This is a genomic window from Streptomyces sp. NRRL F-5123, assembly GCF_000721495.1.
In the GTDB taxonomy this organism is placed as follows: Bacteria; Actinomycetota; Actinomycetes; order Streptomycetales; family Streptomycetaceae; genus Actinacidiphila.
Genome location: NZ_JOHY01000023.1, coordinates 17645 through 38140, shown reverse-complemented (window position 1 = coordinate 38140; position 20496 = coordinate 17645). Strand labels below are relative to the sequence as shown.

The following is a 20496-nucleotide window of genomic DNA, read 5'->3' as shown; positions in this document are numbered from 1 at the left end:
GGCGATGCAAAAGGCACATCCGTGTGCGTGCCGGAGAGGAATGTGCGTCATGGAACAGACCCGCGAAACGAAGGCGGCCGGTGGGGCGGAGGCGGTCGGGGCTGCGGCGATCGGGCCGTGCGCGGCGATCCCCGCCGAGCACATGGCCTTCATCCGCGAGGTCCTGGACCGCGTCGGCGACAAGTGGAGCCTGCTGCTGATCGCCGTCCTGGAGCCCGGCCCGCTGCGCTACACCGACCTGCAGCGCCAAATCCCCGGGATCTCCCAGCGCATGCTCACGCTCACCCTGCGCCAACTCCAGCAGGACGGCCTGATCACCCGCACCGCCTACGCCGAGGTTCCCCCGCGCGTCGAGTACGCCCTGACCCCGCTGGGCCGCGGCCTCCACGAGATCGCCACGTCCCTGGTCGGCTGGGCCGCCGCCCATCACGACGAGATCCGTGAGAACCGGGCCCGCACGACCTCAGCGCAGCCGAGTGCGGGTACACGCGCCTGAGCTACCGGAGCCCGTCACCGACTGTAGCGAAACACGCAGCCGCCCGACTCCTCTCGCCAGCAGCGGGACCGGCGCCGGGAGCCGCCGAGTTGGGGTGCGACGGACGCGCCGCGGCTGTCCGCTCCGTGGCCGGGATGCGTCCACCATGCGGTCAGGAGTTTGACCGCGTTCACCCGTTCCGGTTACGTTGCGCGGCATGCAGCGGACCACACACCTCACGACGCGGGGTCATGTCGACCTCAAGCGCGTGTGCTCCGCCGCGTGTCACCAGGTCTGACCGCACGAGCTCCGTACGGAGCCCCAACGGGGGTGCCCGCCCCGCCGGTTCGCCGCCGGCGCGCGTGCACGGCTGCGCCCCCGCCGCCGTCGACGACCTGGAAGGCCCACCGTGGTAGTCCTGCCGCCCGACCGTTCCGCCGCCCCGACTCCTTTGCGCCGTCCGGACGTTGCGGCGTCCGCGGCGCAGCCGCGCCGCCCCGCAGGGGCCCCCGTGGTGCTGCGCGCGATCCTCGACCACGGGCCGGTGGCGCGCAGCACCGTCGCGCGGCTCACCGGGCTGTCGCCCGCGGCGGTGAGTGGGCACTGTACGCAGTTCCTGGCCCGCGGGCTGGTCGCCGAGCGCCCGCAGGCGCCGGGCCCGCGCGGGCTGGGCCGCCCGCACATCCCGCTGGAGATCGACACCGGCCGCTACCTGGTGGCGGGCGCGCACATCGCCGTCGCCCACAGCACCCTCGCGCTGATGGACCTGCGCGGCCGGATCGTCGCCGACGACCGGCGGCCGCACCGCGGCACCGATCCGCGGCAGGTCCTCGACGGTCTCGCCGCCCGGCTGCCGCAGCTGGTCGAGGAGCACGCGGACGGCCGTACCGTCCTCGCCCTCGGCGTGGCGACCGGACAGTGGGTCGATCCGGACGCGGGTGTGATCGTCGACCACCCGCGGCTGGGCTGGCGGGACGTGGCGGCCCGTGAGGTGCTGGCCGCCGCGACCGGACTGCCCGTGCACGTCGACAGCCACTCGCGGGCGCTGGCCCGCGCGGAGCAGCTGTTCGGCGCGGTGACGACCCGGAGCAGCGCGGTGCTGCTCTTCGTCGGCGCCGTCGTGGACGCCGCCTTCGCCACCGACGGCGGGGTGCACCGCGGGCCGCGCTCTGCGGCGGGCAGCGTCGCGCACCTGCCTGTCGGGCCGGAAGGGACGGGCGGGCCGCCCGCCGAGCCGTGCGGCTGCGGCACCCCGGGCTGCCTGCAGTCCGAGGTGTCCGAACCCGCGCTGGTGCGCCAGGCCGCCGCCCGCGGCCTGGACGTCGCAGACTTCCGCGCGCTGCTCGACCTCGCGCTGGCCGGCGAGCCCCGGGCGGTGGCGCTCTTCCGCCGCCGGGCGGTGCTGGTGGGCCGGGCGGTGGCGCTGCTGCTCGACGTGTTCGACCCGGAGGTCGTGGTCGTCGTCGAGCCGGGCGCCGGGCGGCTCCCGGAGTGTCTGGACGTCATGCGCGCGGAGGTCGGCGCCCGCTCCTGGGTGTGCGACGACCCGGCGAGCGCGGTACTGCCGAGCAGCTTCACCGGCTCCGTCCTGCCGGTAGCGGGCGGCGCGGTGGCCCTCGGCGCCCTCTACGCCGACCCGCTCGGACCCTGGCCCGCGCTGCCCGCGGTGTGCTGAGCGCATGCGCTCCGTGCCGCCCGGCGGCGGGCCCGAATTCCGACTTAATTCAGGCAGTTGCATTGTTGACCTGGCAGAACTCGCACGCGAGAATGGATTCATGAACGGCAATCAGCGGAATCCGGAGCAGGCGCCGAGTGCGGCGCACTCCTTCCGTGTGCCCTCCGTGCCGGCCCGCGAGTGCTTCGGCCGGGCGGGTCGCCGATGTGCGGCCGACGCCGTTTCCCGCTGCCCGTACGGGAACTGTACCGGCGCTTGCCGCGCCGTGTGACGCACCTAGGGCAAGCGAACCGAATTCCTTCCGGCGCCCATTTCCCGCACCGGCCGTTGCGCGACCGTCAATGGCCGCGGCTGTTTGCGTGAGTGGCGCACGGCAATTCCGTTGCCGTATTCCGTCCCGTTAATCCCCTTCCCCGTCAGCTCCACCGCGCCCCGCCGCCCGATGCCGTGCGGCCCGCGGGCGTGGGGCTGTCCGCTGCGCGCGTACGGCCGGCAGCGCCGCCTGCGTACGCCCGCCGCACCCCTTCCCGCACCCGCTCCCGACCGAACTGGGGGAGACGTTGACCATCACCGTGCCGTCACTTCCCGCCTCGGGGATCGACCCCGAGCGCTTCAAGCAGGTATTCCGCAACCATCCCGCAGGCGTGGTGGTCGTCACCGTCGACGCCGGGCGCGGCCCCGCGGGCTTCACCGCGACCTCGCTCACCTCGCTGTCCCTGCACCCGCCGCTGGTGTCCTTCGGTATCGGGGTCACCGCGTCGTCCTGGCCGCACGTCGAGCAGGCGGGCAGCGCGGTCGTCAACTTCCTGGGCGCCGACCAGGAGGACGTCGCCAGGACCTTCGCCACCAGCGGCATCGACCGCTTCGCCGCGCCCACCGCGTGGCGCCGGCTGCCGCAGGGCGAGCCGGTGCTCGACGGGGTGAGCAGCTGGCTGCGCGTCGAGTTCGAGCAGATCGTGCCGGCCGGCGACCACCGGGTCGTGATCGGCCGGGTCCATGAGGCCTGGACGGGCGGCTCCCGCTCCCCGCTGCTCTTCCACGACGGCCGCTACCACACGCTCTGACCGACCCTCACCTCCCGCCCACACCACGACCGGATCCCGTGTCCGGCCCATCCCCAGGAATCGCCATGACTCATCGCTCCACCGCCGGAACCGTCCCGCGCCGGTCCTTCCTCGCCCTCGCCGGAGGCGCCGCGCTGCTCGCCGCCTGCTCGCGCAGCACGTCCGCCTCGATCGACACGGTGCCGACCCGCGCACTTCCCTCGGGGGCGCCGCCGCCCGGCACGAAACTCGCGATATCCATCCACACCGCGCAGCTCCAACTGGCCGAGTCCGGACTCGACAAGCAGCTGCCCTTCACGGTGTCCAGCTGGCCGAACCTGTCGGCGGGACCCGACGTGATCCAGGGATTCCGGGCGCATTCCATCGACCTGGCGAGCAACGCCGGAGTCCCGCCGATCCAGGCCGAGGCCATCAAGGTCGGCGCCCGGATCGTCGCCGTGCAGTCCCGCGACCACCCGATCTACACCTTCGCCACCGCGCCCGGCTCCGGCGACGCCATCGCCTCCGCCGCGGACTTCCGCGGCAAGAAGATCGCCTTCTCGCAAGGGCAGGCCCAGGGCGTGGTGGTGCTGCGCGCGCTGAAGGAGGCGGGCCTGAAGAACTCCGACGTCTCGCTCGTCCCGCTGCCCAGCACGCAGTTCCTCACTGCCCTCCAGTCCAAGCAGGTGGACGTCGCCCCGCTCGGCGAGCCGTCGCTCACCAAGTACCTGGGCCAGTACGGCAAGGACGGCGCGCGCGGCGTGAAGACCGACGTGATCGACCTGCTCACGATCCTGTGGGCGCCCACCGAGGTGCTCAACGACGACGCCAAGGTCGCCGCGATCCGCAGCTTCGTCCCGCTGTGGGCGCAGGGCGTGGTGTGGGCGTGGGAGCACACCGACCAGTGGATCCAGCGCTACTACGTCAAGGACCAGGGCGTGACGGCCGCGGACGGGCAGCGCATCGTCGCCTCCCAGTCGCAGCCGCGTTTCCCGCGCAGCTGGGACCGGGCCATCGCCTGGGAGCAGGAGACCGCCGACCTGATGGCCGCCGGCGGCTTCGTCCCGAAGGTCGAGGCGGCGAAGCTCTTCGACCGGCGCTTCGAGGGACTGGCCTCGCAGGCCGTACCGGCGGAATACCAGGTGGCGTCATGACCGACATCCTTTCCACGCCCGTCGCGGCGCCGCCCGCCCCGGCCGGCGCCCGTAGCCTCCCCGTACCCGGGCGGGCCGCACCCGTCCGAACCGCCAAGGCCCCGGCCCGGCGCCGGCGGCTCGGGCCCGGCCGGGCGATCCCCTTCGCGCGGCTGGCCGGACCGGTGCTGCTGGTGCTGGTCTGGTGGGCCTCGTCCGCGCTCGGCTACCTCGACCCGCGTATCCTGTCCGGCCCCGGCACCGTCGCCTCCACCTTCGTCGACCTGGTCAGGAGCGGGCGGCTGCAGGACAACATGCTGGTCTCGCTGCAGCGCGCCGGCCTCGGGCTGCTCTTCGGCGTCCTCGCCGGGGTGGCGCTCGCGGTCGCCGCGGGCCTCAGCCGGATCGGCGAGTACCTGCTCGACGGCACGCTCCAGGTCAAGCGGGCCATCCCGTCGCTCGCGCTGCTGCCGCTGATGATCCTGTGGCTGGGCATCGGCGAGGAGATGAAGGTGGTCGTGATCGCCGTGGGCGTCGCGGTGGTCGTCTACATCAACACCTACGCCTCGCTCACCGGCATCGACCGCAGGTACGTCGAGCTGGCCGAGAGCCTGGACCTGACGCGGCCGCAGTTCATCGGCCGGGTCGTCGTGCCCGGCGCGCTGCCCGGCTTCTTCGTCGGGCTGCGGCTCGCCGTGACCGCGTCCTGGCTCGGCCTGGTCGTGGTCGAGCAGGTCAACGCCACCAAAGGCCTCGGCTACATGATGTTCCAGGCCCAGCAGTACGCCCAGTCCGACGTCATCATCGTGGGCCTCGTGGTCTACGGGGTGTTCGGCTTCGTCTCCGACGCGGTCGTGCGTGCCGCAGAACGGAAGGTGCTGTCATGGCGCCGCACCCTGGCGGACTGACCGCCGAGCGCCCCGCCGCGGGCGCCGCTGCCCCCGCCGTCCGCACCGCCGGGCTGGTCCGCTCCTTCGGCGACCGGGACGTGCTGCGGGAGCTGGACCTGACGGTGGGCCAGGGCGAGTTCATCGCGCTGCTGGGCCGCAGCGGCTCCGGCAAGTCCACGCTGCTGCGGGCGGTCGCCCGGCTCGACCACGGGGTGGCCGGGTCCGGCGAGCTGAGCGTGCCCGAGCGGGTCTCGCTGTCCTTCCAGGACTCCCGGCTGCTGCCCTGGCTGCGGGTGCTGGACAACGTGGTGCTCGGCATCCGCGGCAAGCAGGCCAGGGAGCGCGGCCGCACCGCGCTCGCCGAGGTCGGACTCGAAGGCCGCGAGCGGTCCTGGCCGCACGAGCTGTCCGGCGGCGAGCAGCAGCGCGCCGCGCTGGCCCGGGCCCTCGTCCGCGAGCCCCAACTGCTGCTCGCCGACGAGCCGTTCGGGGCACTCGACGCGTTGACCCGGCTGCGGATGCACGGCCTGCTGCGCGAGCTGTACGAGCGGCACCGCCCTGCCGTGCTGCTGGTCACGCACGACGTGGACGAGGCCGTCGAGCTCGCCGACCGGGTCCTGGTGCTGGAGGACGGCCGGATCGCGCTGGACATCGCCGTCGACCTGGCCGGCCCGCGCAGCCGCCGCGACCCGCGCTTCCAGGAGTACCGCGACACCCTGCTCGCCGCGCTCGGCGTGGAGCTGCCGGAGGGCGTGCACGAGGCCCCCGCGCACGCCGCCCACGCCCGCGCGCTCGGCCACGACCAGGAGAAGAAGGACCATGACCCCCAGGACTGACCGCAAGCCGCTGCACCTCAACGCCTTCCTGATGTCCGTCGGGCACCACGAGGCGGCCTGGCGGCTCCCGGAGAGCCCGGCCTCCGGCGGCACCGACATCGACCACTACCGCAACCTCGCCCGTATCGCCGAGCGCGGCCGGCTCGACTCGCTCTTCCTCGCCGACAGCCCCGTACTCATGGGCGACCCCGGCCGCCGCCCCGGCAGCAAGCTGGAACCCACCGTGCTGCTCACCGCGCTCGCCGCGGCCACCGAGCACATCGGCCTCATCGCGACGGCCTCCACCAGCTACAACGAGCCCTACAACCTGGCCCGCCGGTTCGCCTCGGTGGACCACGTCTCCGGCGGCCGGGCCGGCTGGAACATCGTGACCACCGCGGGCGCCGAGGCGGCCCGCAACTTCGGCCTCGACGACACCCCGCTGCACCGCGACCGCTACCTGCGTGCCGCCGAGTTCGTCGACGTCGCGACGAAGCTGTGGGACAGCTGGTCGGACGACGCGGTCGTGGCCGACAAGGAGTCCGGCGTCCACGCGCTGGCGGACAAGGTGCGCAAGGTCGACCACCGGGGTACGTACTTCCGGGTGGACGGACCGCTCAACGTGCAGCGCTCCCCGCAGGGCTACCCGCTCCTGGTGCAGGCGGGCTCCAGCGAGGACGGCAAGGACTTCGCCGCCCGCTACGCCGAGGCGGTCTTCACTGCCCAGCAGACCCTCGAAGAGGCCGTCGCCTTCTACAAGGACGTCAAGCAGCGCGCCGCCGCCTTCGGGCGCGACCCCGAGGGCATCAAGATCCTGCCCGGCATCGTGCCCGTCATCGGCGACACGGAGGAGCAGGCGCACGCCCTCGACGACGAGCTGGACCGGCTGATCCGCCCCGAGTACGCCGTGCGGCAGCTCTCCAGGACGCTGCGCATCGAGCCCGAGCGGCTGGAGCTGGACAGGGAACTGCCCGCGGACATCCCCAGCGAGGACGAGATCGAGGGCGCCAAGAGCCGCTTCACCCTCATCGTGGAGCTGGCCCGGCGCGAGCGGCTGACCGTGCGCCAGCTCATCGGCCGGCTCGGCGGCGGCCGCGGCCACCGCACCTTCGCCGGCACCGCGGAGCAGGTCGCCGACACCATCGAGGAGTGGTACGACGCGGGCGCCGCCGACGGCTTCAACATCATGCCCGCCGTGCTGCCCTCCGGCCTGGAGCTGTTCGTCGACCGGGTCGTGCCGATCCTCCAGGAGCGCGGCCTCTTCCGCACCGAGTACACCGGCCGCACGCTGCGCGAGCACTACGGGCTGCCGCGACCCGCCAACCGGCTCTTCGACCCCGCGGACACCGGCGCGGTCGGCGCCGGGCACCTCGGCATCGCACTCCCGGAGGTTTCGTGACCGACTGTACGAGCGCCGCACCCGGGCCGGCCGCCGCGGCGGCCGGCCCGGCCGCGCCGCACCCCGGCTGGATCCGCCGGCTCGCCGGCTACTGCCTGCGCCACCGCACCGACCTCGTCGCCGCCTTCGGCGGCGCGGTCGTCGCGGCGACCGCCACCGCCGTCCTGCCGCTGGTGCTGCGGCACGTGGTGGACGCCGTCGCGTCCGGCGCGGACAGCCCGCTCGGCTGGTGGATCGGCCTGCTCGCCGGGCTCGGCGCGGTCCGCTTCCTGGGCGGCTTCACCCGCCGCTACCGGGCGGGGCGGCTGTCCCTGGGGGTGCAGTACGACCTGCGGGGCGACGCCTTCGCCGCGCTGCTGCGCCTCGGCGGCAGGCAGCAGGACGACCTGCGCACCGGCCAGGTCGTCAGCCGGTCCATCTCCGACATCACCCTGATCCAGACGCTGCTGCAGTTCCTGCCGAACATGACGGGCAACGCCCTGATGTTCGTCGTCTCGCTGTGCTTCATGGCGTGGCTCTCACCGCTGCTGACGCTCGTCGCGCTGGTCGTCGGCCCGCTGCTGTGGATCGTCGTGCGCAGCAGCCGCCGGCACCTCTTCCCCGCGAACTGGCACGCCCAGCAGGAGGCCGCCGAGGTCGCCTCCACCGTCGAGGCCGCGGTCACCGGCGTGCGGGTGGTCAAGGGCTTCGGGCAGGAGGGGCGCGAGCTGACCGCGCTGGAGGGGCGTGCCCGCCGGCTGTTCGCCTCCCGGCTGCGGGTCGTGCGCTACACCAGCCGCTACACGCCCGCCCTCCAGGCGGTGCCCGCGCTCGGCCAGGTCGCCGTCCTCGCGCTCGGCGGCTGGCTCGCGCTGCACGACCGGATCTCGCTCGGCACCTTCCTCGCCTTCACCAGCTACCTCGGCTCGTTCGTCACCCCGGTCCGCCAGGTCGCGACGCTGCTGACGGTGTGGCAGCAGGCCCGCGCCGGCACCGAGCGCGTGCTGGAGGTCATCGACGAGGCCCCCGTGATCACCGACGCCCCCGGCGCCGCCGACCTGCCGCCCGGCCCGCCCGCCCTCAGCTGGCAGGACGTCACCTTCGGCTACGGCGACGGCGGCCGCCCGCTGCTGCGCGGCTTCAGCCTCGACATCGCCCCCGGCGAGACCGTCGCCCTCATCGGCCCGGCCGGCTCCGGCAAGTCCACCGCCGCGGCCCTGCTGCCGCGCTTCTACGACGTCGGGTCAGGCGCGGTGCGGGTCGGCGGCACGGACGTGCGCGAGCTGCGGACGGCCTCGCTGCGCTCGGCGATCGGCTACGTCTTCGAGGAGAGCCTGCTGCTCTCCGACACCGTGCGGGCCAACATCGCCTACGGCGCCCCTGACGCCCCGGAGGAGCGGATCCGCGAGGCCGCCGCGATCGCGCGGGCCGACGAGTTCGTCCGGCGGCTGCCGCAGGGCTACGACACCGTCGTCGGCGAGCAGGGCCTGACGCTCTCCGGCGGGCAGCGGCAGCGCATCGCGCTCGCCCGCGCGCTGCTCGGCGACCCGGCCGTGCTGGTGCTCGACGACGCGACCTCGGCGATCGACGCGCGCGTGGAGTCCGAGATCCACGACAGGCTGCGGGCCGCGACCCGCCGACCCACCACGCTGATCATCGCGCACCGCCGCTCCACGCTCGAACTCGCCGACCGCATCGCGGTGCTGGACGGCGGCCGGGTCGTCGACACCGGCACCATGGACGAGCTGCGCTCCCGCTCCGCGCTCTTTCGCAGCCTGCTGTCAGCGACCGACTCCGGCGACGGCGACGCCCCCGCCGGGCCGCCGCACGACCGCCCCGCCGAGGACGTCCCGGCCGCCGAGGACGACACCGCCGCGCCCGCCGTGACCGCCCGCCTGTGGCGGCGCACGGACGAGCCGGCCGACACCCGCCCCGGCGGCGCCGACCTCAGGGCCGCCCAGGCGCTGGCGCTCAGCGCGGCCACCGCGGGCCCCGGCCGCGGCCCCGGCGGCGGCGTGCTGGGCGCCGCACCGCCCACCCCGGAACTCCTCGCCGGGCTCGCCCGGATGCCGCTCCCGGCCGCAGACCCGGAGGTGCCCGCCGCCCGGGCCCGGGCCGCCGATCCGCACCTGGGCCTGCGCGCGCTCATCGGCCCCTTCCGGGGGGCGCTGCTGCTCGGTCTGCTGCTGGTGGCCGCCGACGCCGTCGCGCAGATCGCGGTGCCGATCCTGGTGCGGCACGGCGTCGACGGCGGCGTGGCCCGGCACTCCGTCGCCGCGCTGGTGACCGCCGTGGTCGCCGCGGCCGCGGTCGTCTGCGCGGACTGGGGTGTCGGCGTCGTCCAGACCCGCGTCACCGGCCGCACCGGCGAGCGGCTGCTCTACACGCTGCGGGTGAAGACGTACGCCCAGCTCCAGCGGCTCGGCCTGGACTACTACGAGCGCGAGCCGGCCGGCCGGATCATGACCCGGATGACCACCGACGTGGACGCGCTGTCGAACTTCCTGCAGACCGGCCTGATCACCGCGGTCGTCAGCCTGCTGACCGTCCTCGGCGTGCTGGTCACCCTGCTGGTCGTCGACGCGGGGCTCGCCGTGGTCCTGCTGTGCGCGCTGCCGCTGCTGATCTGCGGCACCGCCGTCTTCCGACGCTTCTCCGTCCCCGCCTACCACGAGGCCCGGGAGCGGGTCAGCGCCGTCAACGCGTGCCTCCAGGAGAACGTCAGCGCCATCCGCGTCACCCAGGCCTTCCGCCGCGAGGAGCGCAACGCCCGCGACTTCGCCGCACTCGCCCGGGCCTTCCGCGACTCCCGGCTGCGTGCGCAGCGCAACATCGCCGTCTTCTTCCCCTTCGTCGAGCTACTCGGCGTCCTGTCCACCGCAGCCGTGCTCGCGGTCGGCGCCGGCCAGGTGCGCTCCGGGGCGCTCACCGCGGGCACCCTGATCGCCTTCCTGCTCTACGTCGACCTCTTCTTCTCGCCCATCCAGCAGCTCTCCCAGGTCTTCGACGGCTACCAGCAGGCCGTGGTGGGCCTGTCCCGGCTGCGCACCCTGATGCGTACCCCGACCGGCACCCCGGCCGCCGCCGACCCGAAGCCGGTCGGCGCGCTGCGCGGCGAACTCGCCTTCGACGGCGTGTCCTTCGGCTACGCGGGCGGCGGCCAGGAGGTGCTGCACGGCCTGACGCTGCGCATCGCCCCCGGCGAGACCGTCGCCCTGGTCGGCGCGACCGGCGCCGGCAAATCCACCGTCATGAAGCTCCTGGCCCGCTTCTACGACCCCACCGCCGGCACGGTGCTGGCCGACGGCCACGACCTGCGCGACCTCGACCTCGGCGGCTACCGCGCCCGGCTCGGCCTCGTACCCCAGGAGGCGCACCTGTTCAGCGGCACCGTGCGGGACGCCATCGCGTACGGCCGACCGGGGGCGGGCGACGCCGAGGTGGAGGCGGCCGCCCGCGCGGTCGGGGCGCACGAGATGGTCGCCGCGCTGCCACTGGGCTACCTCCAGCCGGTCGGCGAGCGCGGCCGGAACCTGTCCGCGGGCCAGCGCCAGCTGCTCGCCCTGGCCCGCGCCGAACTCGTCGACCCCGACGTGCTGCTGCTCGACGAGGCCACCGCCTCGCTGGACCTGGCCGCCGAGGCCCGGGTCGCCGCCGCGACCGAGGCGCTGACCCGGCGGCGCACCACCCTGGTCGTCGCCCACCGGCTGACCACCGCCGCGCGCGCCGACCGGATCGTGGTCCTGGACCGCGGCCGCGTCGTCGAGACCGGCACCCACACCGCCCTGCTCGCGGCCGGCGGCCCCTACCGCCGGCTCTGGGAGGCCTTCCGGCAGGCGGGCGCGTCCGCGACCGTCGACCAGCTGGCCTCCGCCGGACCGGAACCCCGCCCGGGGACCGCACCGGCCCCCGTCCACGACAAGCTCCTCGACAAAGGACAACGATGACCGAGTACCGCCCCTTCGGACGCACCGGCGTCAAGGTCAGCCCGCTGTGCCTGGGCGCCATGATGTTCGGCCCGCGCGGCAACCCCGACCACGACGACGCCGTGCGGATCATCCACCACGCCCTGGACTCCGGTGTCAACTTCGTCGACACCGCCGACGTCTACTCGGCCGGCGAGTCCGAGACGATCGTCGGCAAGGCGCTGGCCGGCGGCCGCCGCGACAACGTCGTGCTGGCCACCAAATTCCACGGCAGCCTCGGCGACGACCCCAACCAGCAGGGCAACAGCCGCCGCTGGATCGTCCGCGAGGTCGAGAACAGCCTGCGCCGGCTGGGCACCGACTGGATCGACCTCTACCAGGTGCACCGCCCCGAGCCCGGCACCGACTTCGACGAGACGCTCGGCGCGCTGTCCGACCTCGTCCACCAGGGCAAGATCCGCTACATCGGCACCTCCACCTTCGAGCCGTCGGCGATCGTCGAGGGCCAGTGGATCGCCGAGCGCCGCGGCCGCGAGCGGGTGGTGGCCGAGCAGCCGCCGTACTCGCTGCTCGCGCGCGGCATCGAGCGCGAGGTGCTGCCGGTCGCGCAGCGCTACGGTCTCGCGGTGCTGTCCTGGAGCCCGCTGGCCGGCGGCTGGCTGTCCGGCCGCTACCGCAAGGGCGCCGAGCAGCCCGCCTCCAGCCGCGCCGACCGGCAGACCGCCCGTTTCGACATCGGCTCGGCGGAGAACGCCGCCAAGCTCGCCGCGGCCGACGCGCTGGCCGCCCTCGCCGAGGAGGCCGGGCTCACGCTCGTGCAGCTCGCCCTCGCCTTCGTGCTGGAGCACCCCGGCATCACCTCGGCGATCATCGGCCCGCGCACCTTCGAGCAGCTGGCCGGCCAGCTCGGCGCCGACAAGATCACGCTGGACCGCGAGGTGCTGGACCGGATCGACGAGATCGTGCCGCCCGGCGTCAACCTCTCCGCCCGCGACGCCGGATACGTCCCGCCCGCCCTCGCCGACCCCGCCCTGCGCCGCCGCTCGCACGGCTGAGCCGCGCCCCGGATCCCGCCGCCGTCCCGCCCGCCGATCCACCGTGTCACATCCGGCCGGTCTGTCTCGTCCTCCTGTCGGGGGACAGTGGACGGCGAGGGATCCGGGAAGGTGAATGACATGCGAGTGTTCGTGGCAGGCGGGACCGGGGTGCTCGGGCGGCGGCTCGTGCCGCAACTGGTGGCCCGCGGCCACCAGGTCACGGCCACGACGACGAGCGCCGCGAAGCTGGACCTGCTGCGCGGGCTGGGCGCCCAGGGCGTCGTCATGGACGGCCTGGACGCCGCCTCGGTACGGGCCGCGGTGGCGGGCGCCCGGCCCGACGCGGTCGTGCACCAGATGACGGCGATCTCCCCGGCGCACGCCGGGAAGCCCGACATCAAGCATCCGGACCGCTGGTTCGCGGCCACCAACCGGCTGCGCGCCGAGGGCACCGACAACCTGCTCGCCGCGGCCGCCGAGGCCGGCGGGCCGCACGTCGTCGCGCAGGGCTACGCCAGCTGGAACGGCCGCCGCGAGGGCGGCTGGGTCAAGACCGAGGAGGATCCGCTCGACCTGCTCACCGGTACCGCCGCGCAGCACGGCATGGAGGTGCTGGCGCACGTCGAGCGGGCGGTGCTCGCGGCGGGCGGCGCGGTGCTGCGCTACGGCGCCTTCTACGGGCCCGGCGCCATCGACGACCAGGTCACGCTGGTCCGCAAGCGGCAGTACCCGTTGGTCGGCAGGGCCCAGGGGTACAGCTCCTGGATCCACCTCGACGACGCGGCGAGCGCCACCGTGCTGGCCGTGGAGCAGAAGGCGCACGGCGTCTTCAACATCGTCGACGACGAGCCCGCCCCGGCCGCCGAGTGGCTGCCGCACCTCGCGCGGTGCGCGGGCGCCAAGCCGCCGCGCCGGGTGCCGGTGTGGCTGGCCCGGCTGCTCGCCGGGGACCAGGCGGTGGTCATGATGACCGAGGGACGCGGCTTCTCCAACGCCAAGGCCCGACGCGAGCTGGGCTGGGAGCCGCGCCACCCCTCGTGGCGGCAGGGCTTCCGGGCGGAGCTGGAGGCGTGACCCCCGCCGCGGAGTTCGAGGAGCTGCGGCCGCTGCTGTTCTCCATCGCCTACCGGATCCTCGGCAGCGTCAGCGAGGCGGAGGACGCCGTGCAGGAGGCGTGGCTGCGGGACAGGGCCTCGCCCGTACGGCCCGACGCGCCGCGGGCCTACCTTTCGGCCGTGGTCACCCGGATCGCGATCGACGTGCTGCGCTCGGCCCGCGTCCGCCGGGAGGAGTACGTCGGCCCGTGGTTCCCCGAACCGCTGCTCGCCGACCCGTACGAGGACCCGGAACGCTCGGCGGAGCTGGCCGACTCGGTGTCGATGGCCGCGCTGCTGCTGCTGGAGCGGCTCAGCCCGCTGGAGCGCGCCGTCTTCGTGCTGCGCGAGGTCTTCGGCTTCCGCTTCCCGGAGATCGCCGCCGCCGTCGGGCGGTCCGAGGCCGCGTGCCGGCAGCTCGCGGTACGCGCCCGCCGCCACATGGACGCGGGCCGCCCCCGCTACGAGGCCGACCTGCGCGACCGCGAGGAGCTGGCCGGGCGCTTCCTCGACGCCTTCCGGGAGGGCGACGTCGGGGCCCTGCGGGACATGCTCGCCGCGGACGTGGCGATGGTCGCCGACGGCGGCGGGAAGGGCCCGAACTTCTTCACGCCGGTCGTCGGTGCCGCAAGGGTCGCGCGGGTGCTCGCCGCCCTCGCGGGCTCCTTCACCGCGCTCGGCGCGGACCTGGAGCCGCACCGGCTCAACGGCCAGCCGGGGGCGATCTTCCGCGACCGGGAGGGCAGGGTCATCAACACCTGGACGCTCGATGTGCGGGGCGGCCGCGTCCAGGCCGTCCGCACGGTCGTCAACCCCGACAAGCTCGGGCACGTCGGACCGGTCGCGGACGCCTGGGAGCTGGTGCGCAGGTCCTTCCCCGGCAAGGACCCGCGTCCCGGCGCCGTACCGGAACAGCGGTCCCGCAGCACGTCGGGGCCGCCGGGCGGGGGCCGCACGGGACCGGGGCTCAGCCGACCGTGAGGACGATCTTGCCGCGGGCGTGGCCCTCCTCCACCGCCCGCAGCGCGGCGCCCGCCTCGGCGAGCGGGAAGGTCTGCGTCACGTAGGGGTCCAGGACGCCCGCCACCACGAGCGCGGCCACCGCGTCCAGCACCGCCGCGGTGCGCTCGCGGACGATCGCCGACCCGCCCAGCCGCACCGCGCCGTCCTTGTCGGCCCCGCTGACCAGCCGGGAGCGGTCGCCGAGCAGTTCTGCGACCTCGCGCAGCGGCTCGCCGCCGACCAGGTCGAGGACCGCGTCCACCCCGCCGGGCGCCGCCGCGCGGACCCGGTCGGCGACACCCGGGCCGGAGGCGACGTGCACCGCGCCCAGCGACTCGGTGAAGGCCCGCTTGCCCTCGCTCGCGGTCCCGACGACCTTCAGGCCCTGGTGCCGGGCGATCTGCGCCGCGGCCACCCCGACGCCGCCGCCGACGCCGTTGACCAGCACGGTCGCGCCCTCCGGCAGCGCGAGCCAGGTGAGCGCGTCGTACGCGGTCGCGGCGGCGACCGGCAGCGCGGCCGCGTCCGTCCACTCCAGCGCGGCGGGCTTGTGCGCGGTGCCGGCCGCGGGCAGCAGCGTCAGCTCGGCGTAGCCGCCGTTGCCGGCGTGGCCGAAGACCTCGTCGCCGGGCGCGAAGCCCTCGACGTCCGGCCCCACCTCGACGACGACGCCCGCGGCCTCGCTGCCGAACACCGCGGGCAGCTCGGTGGCCGGGCCGCCCGCCCGCCGGTAGCCGGTGCGCCGCTTCCAGTCGACCGGGTTCACCCCCGCGGCCCGTACGGCGACCAGCAGGCGCCCGGGCCCGGGGACGGGCCTCGGCAGGTCGGCGAAGGACTCGGTCTCGGGGCCGCCGAAGGCGGTGTGGACGTAGGCGGTGGGCATTCGGTGCTCCCGTGCTCGGTGGTGGCGGCTCGGCGGTCGGGCCGGTCGGGGCGTCAGGCGTTCAGACGGCGGGGACGCCGGGGACCTTCGAGAAGTGGAAGTGCACGTCCCGGCGCCGGGAGAAGCCCAGCGACTCGTAGAGCCTGATGGCTCCGGTGTTGACCGCGGCCGCGTGCAGGAACGGCGTGTCGCCGCGGGCCGCGATTCCCGCCGCCGTGTGCAGCACCAGCCGGGAGGCCAGCCCCTGGCCCTGGTGCTCCGGGTCGGTGCAGACCGCGCTGATCTCCGTCCAGCCCGGCGGCCGCATCCGCTCACCGGCCATCGCGACCAGCCGGCCCTCCCGGCGGATGCCGTAGTACGCGCCCATCTCGACCGTACGGGCCGCGAAGGGACCCGGCCTGGTCCGCGCCACCAGCTCCAGCATCTCGGGGACGTCGGCGGGGCCGAGCCGCTCGGCCTCGTCGTCGGTCAGGGCCGTGACGGCGGACCCGACCATCTGCACGCCCTGCCCCGCCTGGCCGCCGTCCCAGCCGCCGGGCAGCGCGTCCGCACCGGTGAGCGCGAAGGCGTTGCCGGCGCCGACGAGCGCGGCCAGATCCGCCCAGCCCCGAGGGTCGTCCGGGTCGGCGACGGCCACGAAGGGCGACACCTCCGGGTGGAAGCGGGCCGCCGACCCGGCGGCGACGGCGAGGGCGGCCTGCGGGCCGGTCAGCGCGGCCCAGACGGGGTTGTCCAGGGGATGCTGGGGCTGTGCCGGGCGCCCCGGCCGGGCGGGTTCGAGGGTGGTCGACATGGTCGCGCTGCTGCTCCGTTTCTGCGCCGGCCTGGTCGGCGCACCAGTGGTGCAACCCGGTTCGGCCGCGCGATCTTCCGCGCCGCGCCGGGATCTCGCAGGGCGGACGCGTACGGGCCGCCGGCGGGTCAAAGGCGCAGGCCGGCGGAGAGCAGCGCGAACTGCCGGTCGTACAGCGGCACCAGGTCCACCTCGCCGTCGTGCTCGACCCAGTGCCGCACCACCGCGGTGGAGACGGCCATGAGGGCCGCGGCGGTGCAGCGCACGTCCAGGTCGTCGGGGGCGCGGCCGGTGCGCTCGGCGATCACCTCGCCCACCGAGTCCTGGCTGCGGATCAGCTCGTCCCAGGAGCGGGCCCGCAGCGCCGGGTCGGTGAAGCCCAGCCGGGTGCGCAGGAGCAGCTCGTCGCGGTCGGCCTCCAGCAGCCGGCCGAGCGAGTCGGTGAGCGCGATCCGCAGGCTGTCCAGGACCGGTTCGCCCGGCGGGCGGGCCCGCAGCGCGTCGGCGAGCGCGGCGTCGTAGTCGTCGTCGAGGACCACGTCCTCCTTGGTGGGGAAGTAGCGGAAGAACGTGCTGGGGGAGACCTCGGCCGCGGCGGCGATCTGCTCCACGGTGGTGGCCTCGTAGCCCTGGGCGGCGAAGAGGCGGTAGGCCTCGCGGCGGATGGTCGCGAGGGTGCGCTGCTTCTTGCGCTCCCGCAGGCTCGGCTCCGGTGCGGTCGGGGTCTCCTTGGCGTTCATGCCGGCGATTCTCCGCGCTCGGGCACCGCGCCCGCCAACCCGGCCCCGGCCGCGGCCGCCGCTCCCGCGGTCCTGGCCGGTTCCGGTACGGAGCCCCGCCCGGCCGCGGCGGCGGGCTTCCCGGGGGCGGCCCGCCCGGGCAGGAAGAGCGCCGCGAGCACCGCGCCGGCCACCGCGATGGCGCAGCACACCAGCAGTGCCAGGCCCATGCCGTGCAGGAAGGCCCGATGCGCGGTGTCCGCGAGCCGCGGGTCGCCCAGCCGGGCCGCGACCTCGTCCGCGCCGCTCACCGAGTCGCGGGCCTGGCCGGCGTCCGCGGCGGACAGGCCGGCCACGTGCAGCCGGGCCAGATAGCCCGCGCTCAGCAGGCTGCCGAGCCCCGCCACACCCAGTACCCCGCCGACCTGCTGCACGGTCTCCAGCAGGCTGGTGCCCCGCCCGGAGGCCCCGGCGGGCAGCGACGCCATGACCAGGCTGGTCGCGGGCACGGTGGCGAGCCCGAAGCCGAGCCCGGTCAGGCTGAGCCACAGCGCCGCGTAGCCGTACCCGGCGCCGCTGCCGGTGGCCGCGCCCAGCAGCGTGCCCGCCGCCAGCAGCAGCAGCCCGGCGGGCACCACGACCCGGGCGCCGAGCCGCGGCACGAGCTGCTCGCTCAGCGCGGCGGCCGCCATCAGCCCGGCGATCAGCGGCAGCACCCGCAGCCCGGTGCCGAGCGCGTCGTGCCCGAGCACCGCCTGGAGGTACTGCGGCACCACGAAGAGGATGCCCATGACGGCGAAGTTCACGAAGACCGCGACGAGCGTGCCCCAGCGGAACCGCGGGTCGGTGAAGAGCCCGGTGTCCACCAGCGGGAAGGGGTGTCGGCGCTGCTGCACGACGAAGGCCGCGAGCAGCACCGCCCCGCCGGCGATCCCGGCCAGCACCCGGGCGCTGCCCCACCCCTCGTCGGGCACCAGGATCGTGCCGTAGACGATGCCGGTGATGCCCAGCCCGCTGAGCAGCGTGCCCGCCAGGTCGAAGGGCGTGGCCGCGGCGCGGTCGCGCGGCGGCTCGGCGGGCAGCAGCAGGAGGCAGGCGGCCAGCGCGACCGCGAACAGCGGCACGTTGAAGAGGAAGACCGAGCCCCACCAGAAGTGGTTCAGCAGCCATCCGCCGACGAGCGGTCCGACCGGCAGCCCCAGCGCGGTGGCCGCCGTCCACACGCCGATCGCCTTGGGCACCTCGTCCGGCCCGAAGACCTTCGGCAGCACCGCCATCGACACCGGCATGATCATCGCGGCGGCCAGCCCGAGCACCGCGCGTATCGCGATGAGCTGCCCGGGGCTGTCCGCCTGGGTTCCGGCGAGCGATGCCAGCCCGAAGAGCGTGACGCCGGCAATGAGGATCCTGCGGTGCCCGTAGCGGTCGCCGAGCAGCCCGACCGGGAGCATGCCCACCGACAGCGCCAGCAGGTAGCCGCCGTTGATCCACTGCAACTGGGCGCTGTCGGCGCCCAGCTCACCGGCCAGCGTCGGCAGCGCCACCGTGACGACGGTGCCGTCGAGCGCGACGGTCAGCACGCTCAGCGTCAGGGCCGCCAGCACCCACCAGCGGCGTGGTGAGGCGGCGAGCGGCGGGGGCGGAGCGGCGGGCGCGGACATGGCGGCCTCCATGGGAGTCGACTAGGTAATGACAGTAGACTCTCATATGATGGAGAGATGTCAAATGAAAGTCGACTCTCTATTTCTCAGTTCGCCTTCCGGCGGCTCGCCGTCTTCTTCGCGGGGGCCTTCTTCGCCGTCTTCTTGGCGGCGGTCTTCTTCGCCGCGGCCTTCTTGGCGGGGCGCTTGCCCGTGCCGCCGCCCTTGGCGGAGCGGCCGCCGATGTCGGTCACGGTCGCGTCCTTCTCCCCGCCGCCGCCCTTGCCGCCGCCGGTGCGGCCCTCGTGGGCCTGGTCGACCGAGGCCTGGAGTGCGGCCATGAGGTCGACGACCTTGCCGCCGCCGGTCTCGCCCTCGACCGTGGGCAGTTCGGCGCCCTCCAACTTCGCCGTGACCAGCGCCTCGACGGCCGCCGCGTACTCGTCGTGGTAGGCGGTGAGGTCGGCCTCGCCCAGGGCCTCGATCAGCGTGTCGGCGAGCTTCAGTTCGTTGTCCGAGATGTTGACCTTGCCGCGCGGTGCCGCGTCGGCCGCCGAGTTCAGCTCGTCGGGCCAGCGCAGTGTCTGGAGCAGCAGGATGTCGTCGCGCGCGGTGATCAGCGCCAGGTGCTCGGAGTTGCGCATCGCGAACTTGCCGACCGCCGCCTTGCCCGAGCGGGAGAGCGCCTCGCGCATCAGGACGTAGGGCTTGTTGGCGGTGGGGGAGGAGGGGGCGAGGAAGTAGGGCGTGTCGAGCTGCATCCGGTCGATCCGGGAGGTGTCGACGAAGCCGCTCACCTCGATGGTCTTGGCGGTGGGCAGCGGCAGGGACTGGAGTTCGGCGTCGCTGACCTCGACGAGCTGGTCGTCGGGGGTTTCGAAGGCGCGGCCGATCTCGGCGGAGGAGAGCACCTCCTCGTCCAGCTCGCAGGTCTTCTGGTAGCGCACCCGGCCCTGGTCGGCCAGATGGATCTGCCGGAAGCTGATCTTGTGGCTGGACACCGCGGACCCGAGCTTCACCGGGATGGAGACCAGGCCGAAGGCGAGGGTCCCGCTCCAGACGCTGCGCATAGCATGTCCCTTTGATCCGGATATGGGATCTTTAGGATATGCCGATCACCGAGGTCGGGGGCCGCCGGATCACCCTCAGCCACCTCGACCGGGTCCTGTGGCCGGACACCGGCACCACCAAGGGCGAGCTGCTGCACTACTACGCGACGGTGGCCGAGGCCCTGATCCCGCACTGCGCCGGGCGCCCGGTGAGCTTCGTGCGCACCCCCGACGGCGTGCAGGGGCAGCGCTTCTTCCAGAAACGCCCGCCCGCCGGTACGCCCGACTGGGTGACGACGTCCGAGACGCTGCGCAAGAGCGGCGAGCTGATGCCGCAGGTCCAGATCAACGACCTGGCCACGCTGATGTGGGCGGCGAACCTGGCGTGCGTGGAGATCCACACCCCGCAGTGGCGCGCGGCGGCTCCCGGCACCGCGGACCGGCTGGTCGTCGACCTCGACCCCGGCCCCGGGTGCACCGTCGTCGACTGCTGCGAGATCGCCCTGCTGCTGCGCGACCGGCTCGCCGCCGACGGGCTGCACGCCTGGGCGAAGACGAGCGGCTCCAAGGGCCTGCACCTGCACGCGGCACTGCGCGACGCCGACGCCGAGCAGGCCTCGGTGTACACGCGTGCCGTCGCCCGCGAGCTGGAGCGCGCCCACCCCGACCGGGTCGTCTCCCGGATGGCCAAGGCCGACCGCACCGGGCGCGTCTTCCTCGACTGGTCGCAGAACTCCCGCAAGAAGACCACCGCGACCCCCTACACCGTCCGGGCCCGCCCCGAACCCACGGTCTCCACGCCGCTGTCCTGGGACGAGGTGGCAGCCGCGGCCTCGCCCGCCGACCTGGCGTTCACGATCGCCGACGTCCCCGCCCGCCTCGCCGCCCACGGCGACCTGCTGGCCCCCCTCCTGGCCCCCGCGTCGGCGGCGCCGCTGCCCTGA

Annotated in this window: 17 protein-coding genes; 12 read left to right on the top strand and 5 right to left on the bottom strand. The window is 74.6% G+C overall.

Annotated elements, in window-relative coordinates; genetic code table 11:
• The first annotated feature begins 49 nt into the window (after window positions 1-49).
• The 11 genes from IH54_RS0120075 (at window position 50) to IH54_RS0120025 (ending at window position 14447) form a co-directional block, all read left to right on the top strand.
• The gene (locus tag IH54_RS0120075; protein WP_052397665.1) at window positions 50-496 is read left to right on the top strand and encodes a winged helix-turn-helix transcriptional regulator; all 447 of its coding nucleotides are present in this window, start codon (window positions 50-52) and stop codon (window positions 494-496) included.
• Window positions 497-893: 397 nt separating this feature from the next.
• Entirely contained in the window at window positions 894-2150 is a 1257-nt protein-coding gene (locus IH54_RS0120070; RefSeq protein WP_031518581.1) for an ROK family transcriptional regulator, read from the top strand.
• Between the two features lie 560 nt (window positions 2151-2710).
• Window positions 2711-3214: a flavin reductase family protein gene (locus IH54_RS0120065; protein ID WP_031518578.1), complete on the top strand. Its 504-nt coding sequence runs from the start codon at window positions 2711-2713 to the stop codon at window positions 3212-3214.
• Between the two features lie 65 nt (window positions 3215-3279).
• Window positions 3280-4347 carry an ABC transporter substrate-binding protein gene (locus IH54_RS0120060; RefSeq protein WP_031518576.1) on the top strand — a complete coding sequence of 356 codons (1068 nt, stop codon included), beginning with the start codon at window positions 3280-3282 and terminating at the stop codon, window positions 4345-4347.
• The gene (locus IH54_RS0120055) at window positions 4344-5234 is read left to right on the top strand and encodes an ABC transporter permease (RefSeq protein WP_031518573.1); all 891 of its coding nucleotides are present in this window, start codon (window positions 4344-4346) and stop codon (window positions 5232-5234) included. The genes IH54_RS0120060 and IH54_RS0120055 overlap by 4 nt, the downstream gene beginning before the upstream one ends.
• A complete protein-coding gene (locus IH54_RS0120050) occupies window positions 5210-6052 on the top strand; it encodes an ABC transporter ATP-binding protein (protein WP_052397663.1) in 843 nt (280 codons plus the stop codon). Before IH54_RS0120055 ends, IH54_RS0120050 begins: the two co-directional genes overlap by 25 nt.
• On the top strand, window positions 6036-7430 hold the full coding sequence (locus IH54_RS0120045; RefSeq protein WP_031518569.1) for an LLM class flavin-dependent oxidoreductase: 1395 nt from the start codon (window positions 6036-6038) through the stop codon (window positions 7428-7430). Before IH54_RS0120050 ends, IH54_RS0120045 begins: the two co-directional genes overlap by 17 nt.
• Window positions 7427-11356, top strand: coding sequence for an ABC transporter ATP-binding protein (locus IH54_RS0120040; RefSeq protein WP_078862373.1), 3930 nt, complete (start codon window positions 7427-7429; stop codon window positions 11354-11356). Before IH54_RS0120045 ends, IH54_RS0120040 begins: the two co-directional genes overlap by 4 nt.
• Window positions 11353-12390: an aldo/keto reductase gene (locus IH54_RS0120035; protein WP_031518565.1), complete on the top strand. Its 1038-nt coding sequence runs from the start codon at window positions 11353-11355 to the stop codon at window positions 12388-12390. Before IH54_RS0120040 ends, IH54_RS0120035 begins: the two co-directional genes overlap by 4 nt.
• A 120-nt stretch (window positions 12391-12510) precedes the next feature.
• Window positions 12511-13446, top strand: a complete 936-nt coding sequence (locus IH54_RS0120030) for an NAD-dependent epimerase/dehydratase family protein (protein ID WP_031518563.1) — start codon at window positions 12511-12513, stop codon at window positions 13444-13446.
• Window positions 13443-14447, top strand: a complete 1005-nt coding sequence (locus tag IH54_RS0120025) for an RNA polymerase sigma-70 factor (protein WP_078862372.1) — start codon at window positions 13443-13445, stop codon at window positions 14445-14447. Before IH54_RS0120030 ends, IH54_RS0120025 begins: the two co-directional genes overlap by 4 nt.
• On the opposite strand, the gene IH54_RS0120020 is transcribed toward IH54_RS0120025, so the two are convergent.
• The 5 genes from IH54_RS0120020 to IH54_RS0120000 all read right to left on the bottom strand — a co-directional run bounded on the left by IH54_RS0120020 (window position 14434) and on the right by IH54_RS0120000 (window position 19573).
• Complete coding sequence (locus IH54_RS0120020; RefSeq protein ID WP_031518559.1) at window positions 14434-15351, bottom strand: NADP-dependent oxidoreductase; 918 nt, start codon at window positions 15349-15351, stop codon at window positions 14434-14436. The genes IH54_RS0120025 and IH54_RS0120020 overlap by 14 nt on opposite strands.
• A gap of 61 nt (window positions 15352-15412) precedes the next feature.
• Window positions 15413-16144: a GNAT family N-acetyltransferase gene (locus IH54_RS0120015; protein WP_043181606.1), complete on the bottom strand. Its 732-nt coding sequence runs from the start codon at window positions 16142-16144 to the stop codon at window positions 15413-15415.
• A gap of 128 nt (window positions 16145-16272) precedes the next feature.
• Window positions 16273-16884 (bottom strand): TetR family transcriptional regulator, encoded by a 612-nt coding sequence (locus IH54_RS0120010; protein WP_031518554.1) that lies wholly within the window; start codon window positions 16882-16884, stop codon window positions 16273-16275.
• Entirely contained in the window at window positions 16881-18524 is a 1644-nt protein-coding gene (locus IH54_RS0120005; protein WP_063762334.1) for an MFS transporter, read from the bottom strand. Before IH54_RS0120005 ends, IH54_RS0120010 begins: the two co-directional genes overlap by 4 nt.
• A gap of 86 nt (window positions 18525-18610) precedes the next feature.
• Entirely contained in the window at window positions 18611-19573 is a 963-nt protein-coding gene (locus tag IH54_RS0120000) for a Ku protein (RefSeq protein WP_031518549.1), read from the bottom strand.
• A gap of 38 nt (window positions 19574-19611) precedes the next feature.
• Between IH54_RS0120000 and ligD the strand changes: the two genes are divergently transcribed.
• Window positions 19612-20496, top strand: a complete 885-nt coding sequence (ligD, locus tag IH54_RS0119995; protein ID WP_031518547.1) for a non-homologous end-joining DNA ligase — start codon at window positions 19612-19614, stop codon at window positions 20494-20496.

Excerpts from the sequence above, each read along its gene's own strand:
- IH54_RS0120075 (WP_052397665.1), top strand. The coding sequence starts at position 50 with ATGGAACAGACCCGCGAAACGAAGGCGGCCGGTGGGGCGGAGGCGGTC.
- IH54_RS0120060 (WP_031518576.1), top strand. The coding sequence starts at position 3,280 with ATGACTCATCGCTCCACCGCCGGAACCGTCCCGCGCCGGTCCTTCCTC.
- IH54_RS0120055 (WP_031518573.1), top strand. The coding sequence starts at position 4,344 with ATGACCGACATCCTTTCCACGCCCGTCGCGGCGCCGCCCGCCCCGGCC.
- IH54_RS0120050 (WP_052397663.1), top strand. The coding sequence starts at position 5,210 with ATGGCGCCGCACCCTGGCGGACTGACCGCCGAGCGCCCCGCCGCGGGC.
- IH54_RS0120045 (WP_031518569.1), top strand. The coding sequence starts at position 6,036 with ATGACCCCCAGGACTGACCGCAAGCCGCTGCACCTCAACGCCTTCCTG.
- IH54_RS0120035 (WP_031518565.1), top strand. The coding sequence starts at position 11,353 with ATGACCGAGTACCGCCCCTTCGGACGCACCGGCGTCAAGGTCAGCCCG.
- IH54_RS0120030 (WP_031518563.1), top strand. The coding sequence starts at position 12,511 with ATGCGAGTGTTCGTGGCAGGCGGGACCGGGGTGCTCGGGCGGCGGCTC.
- IH54_RS0120020 (WP_031518559.1), bottom strand. The coding sequence starts at position 15,351 with ATGCCCACCGCCTACGTCCACACCGCCTTCGGCGGCCCCGAGACCGAG.
- IH54_RS0120015 (WP_043181606.1), bottom strand. The coding sequence starts at position 16,144 with ATGTCGACCACCCTCGAACCCGCCCGGCCGGGGCGCCCGGCACAGCCC.
- IH54_RS0120010 (WP_031518554.1), bottom strand. The coding sequence starts at position 16,884 with ATGAACGCCAAGGAGACCCCGACCGCACCGGAGCCGAGCCTGCGGGAG.
- IH54_RS0120005 (WP_063762334.1), bottom strand. The coding sequence starts at position 18,524 with ATGTCCGCGCCCGCCGCTCCGCCCCCGCCGCTCGCCGCCTCACCACGC.
- IH54_RS0120000 (WP_031518549.1), bottom strand. The coding sequence starts at position 19,573 with ATGCGCAGCGTCTGGAGCGGGACCCTCGCCTTCGGCCTGGTCTCCATC.
- ligD (WP_031518547.1), top strand. The coding sequence starts at position 19,612 with ATGCCGATCACCGAGGTCGGGGGCCGCCGGATCACCCTCAGCCACCTC.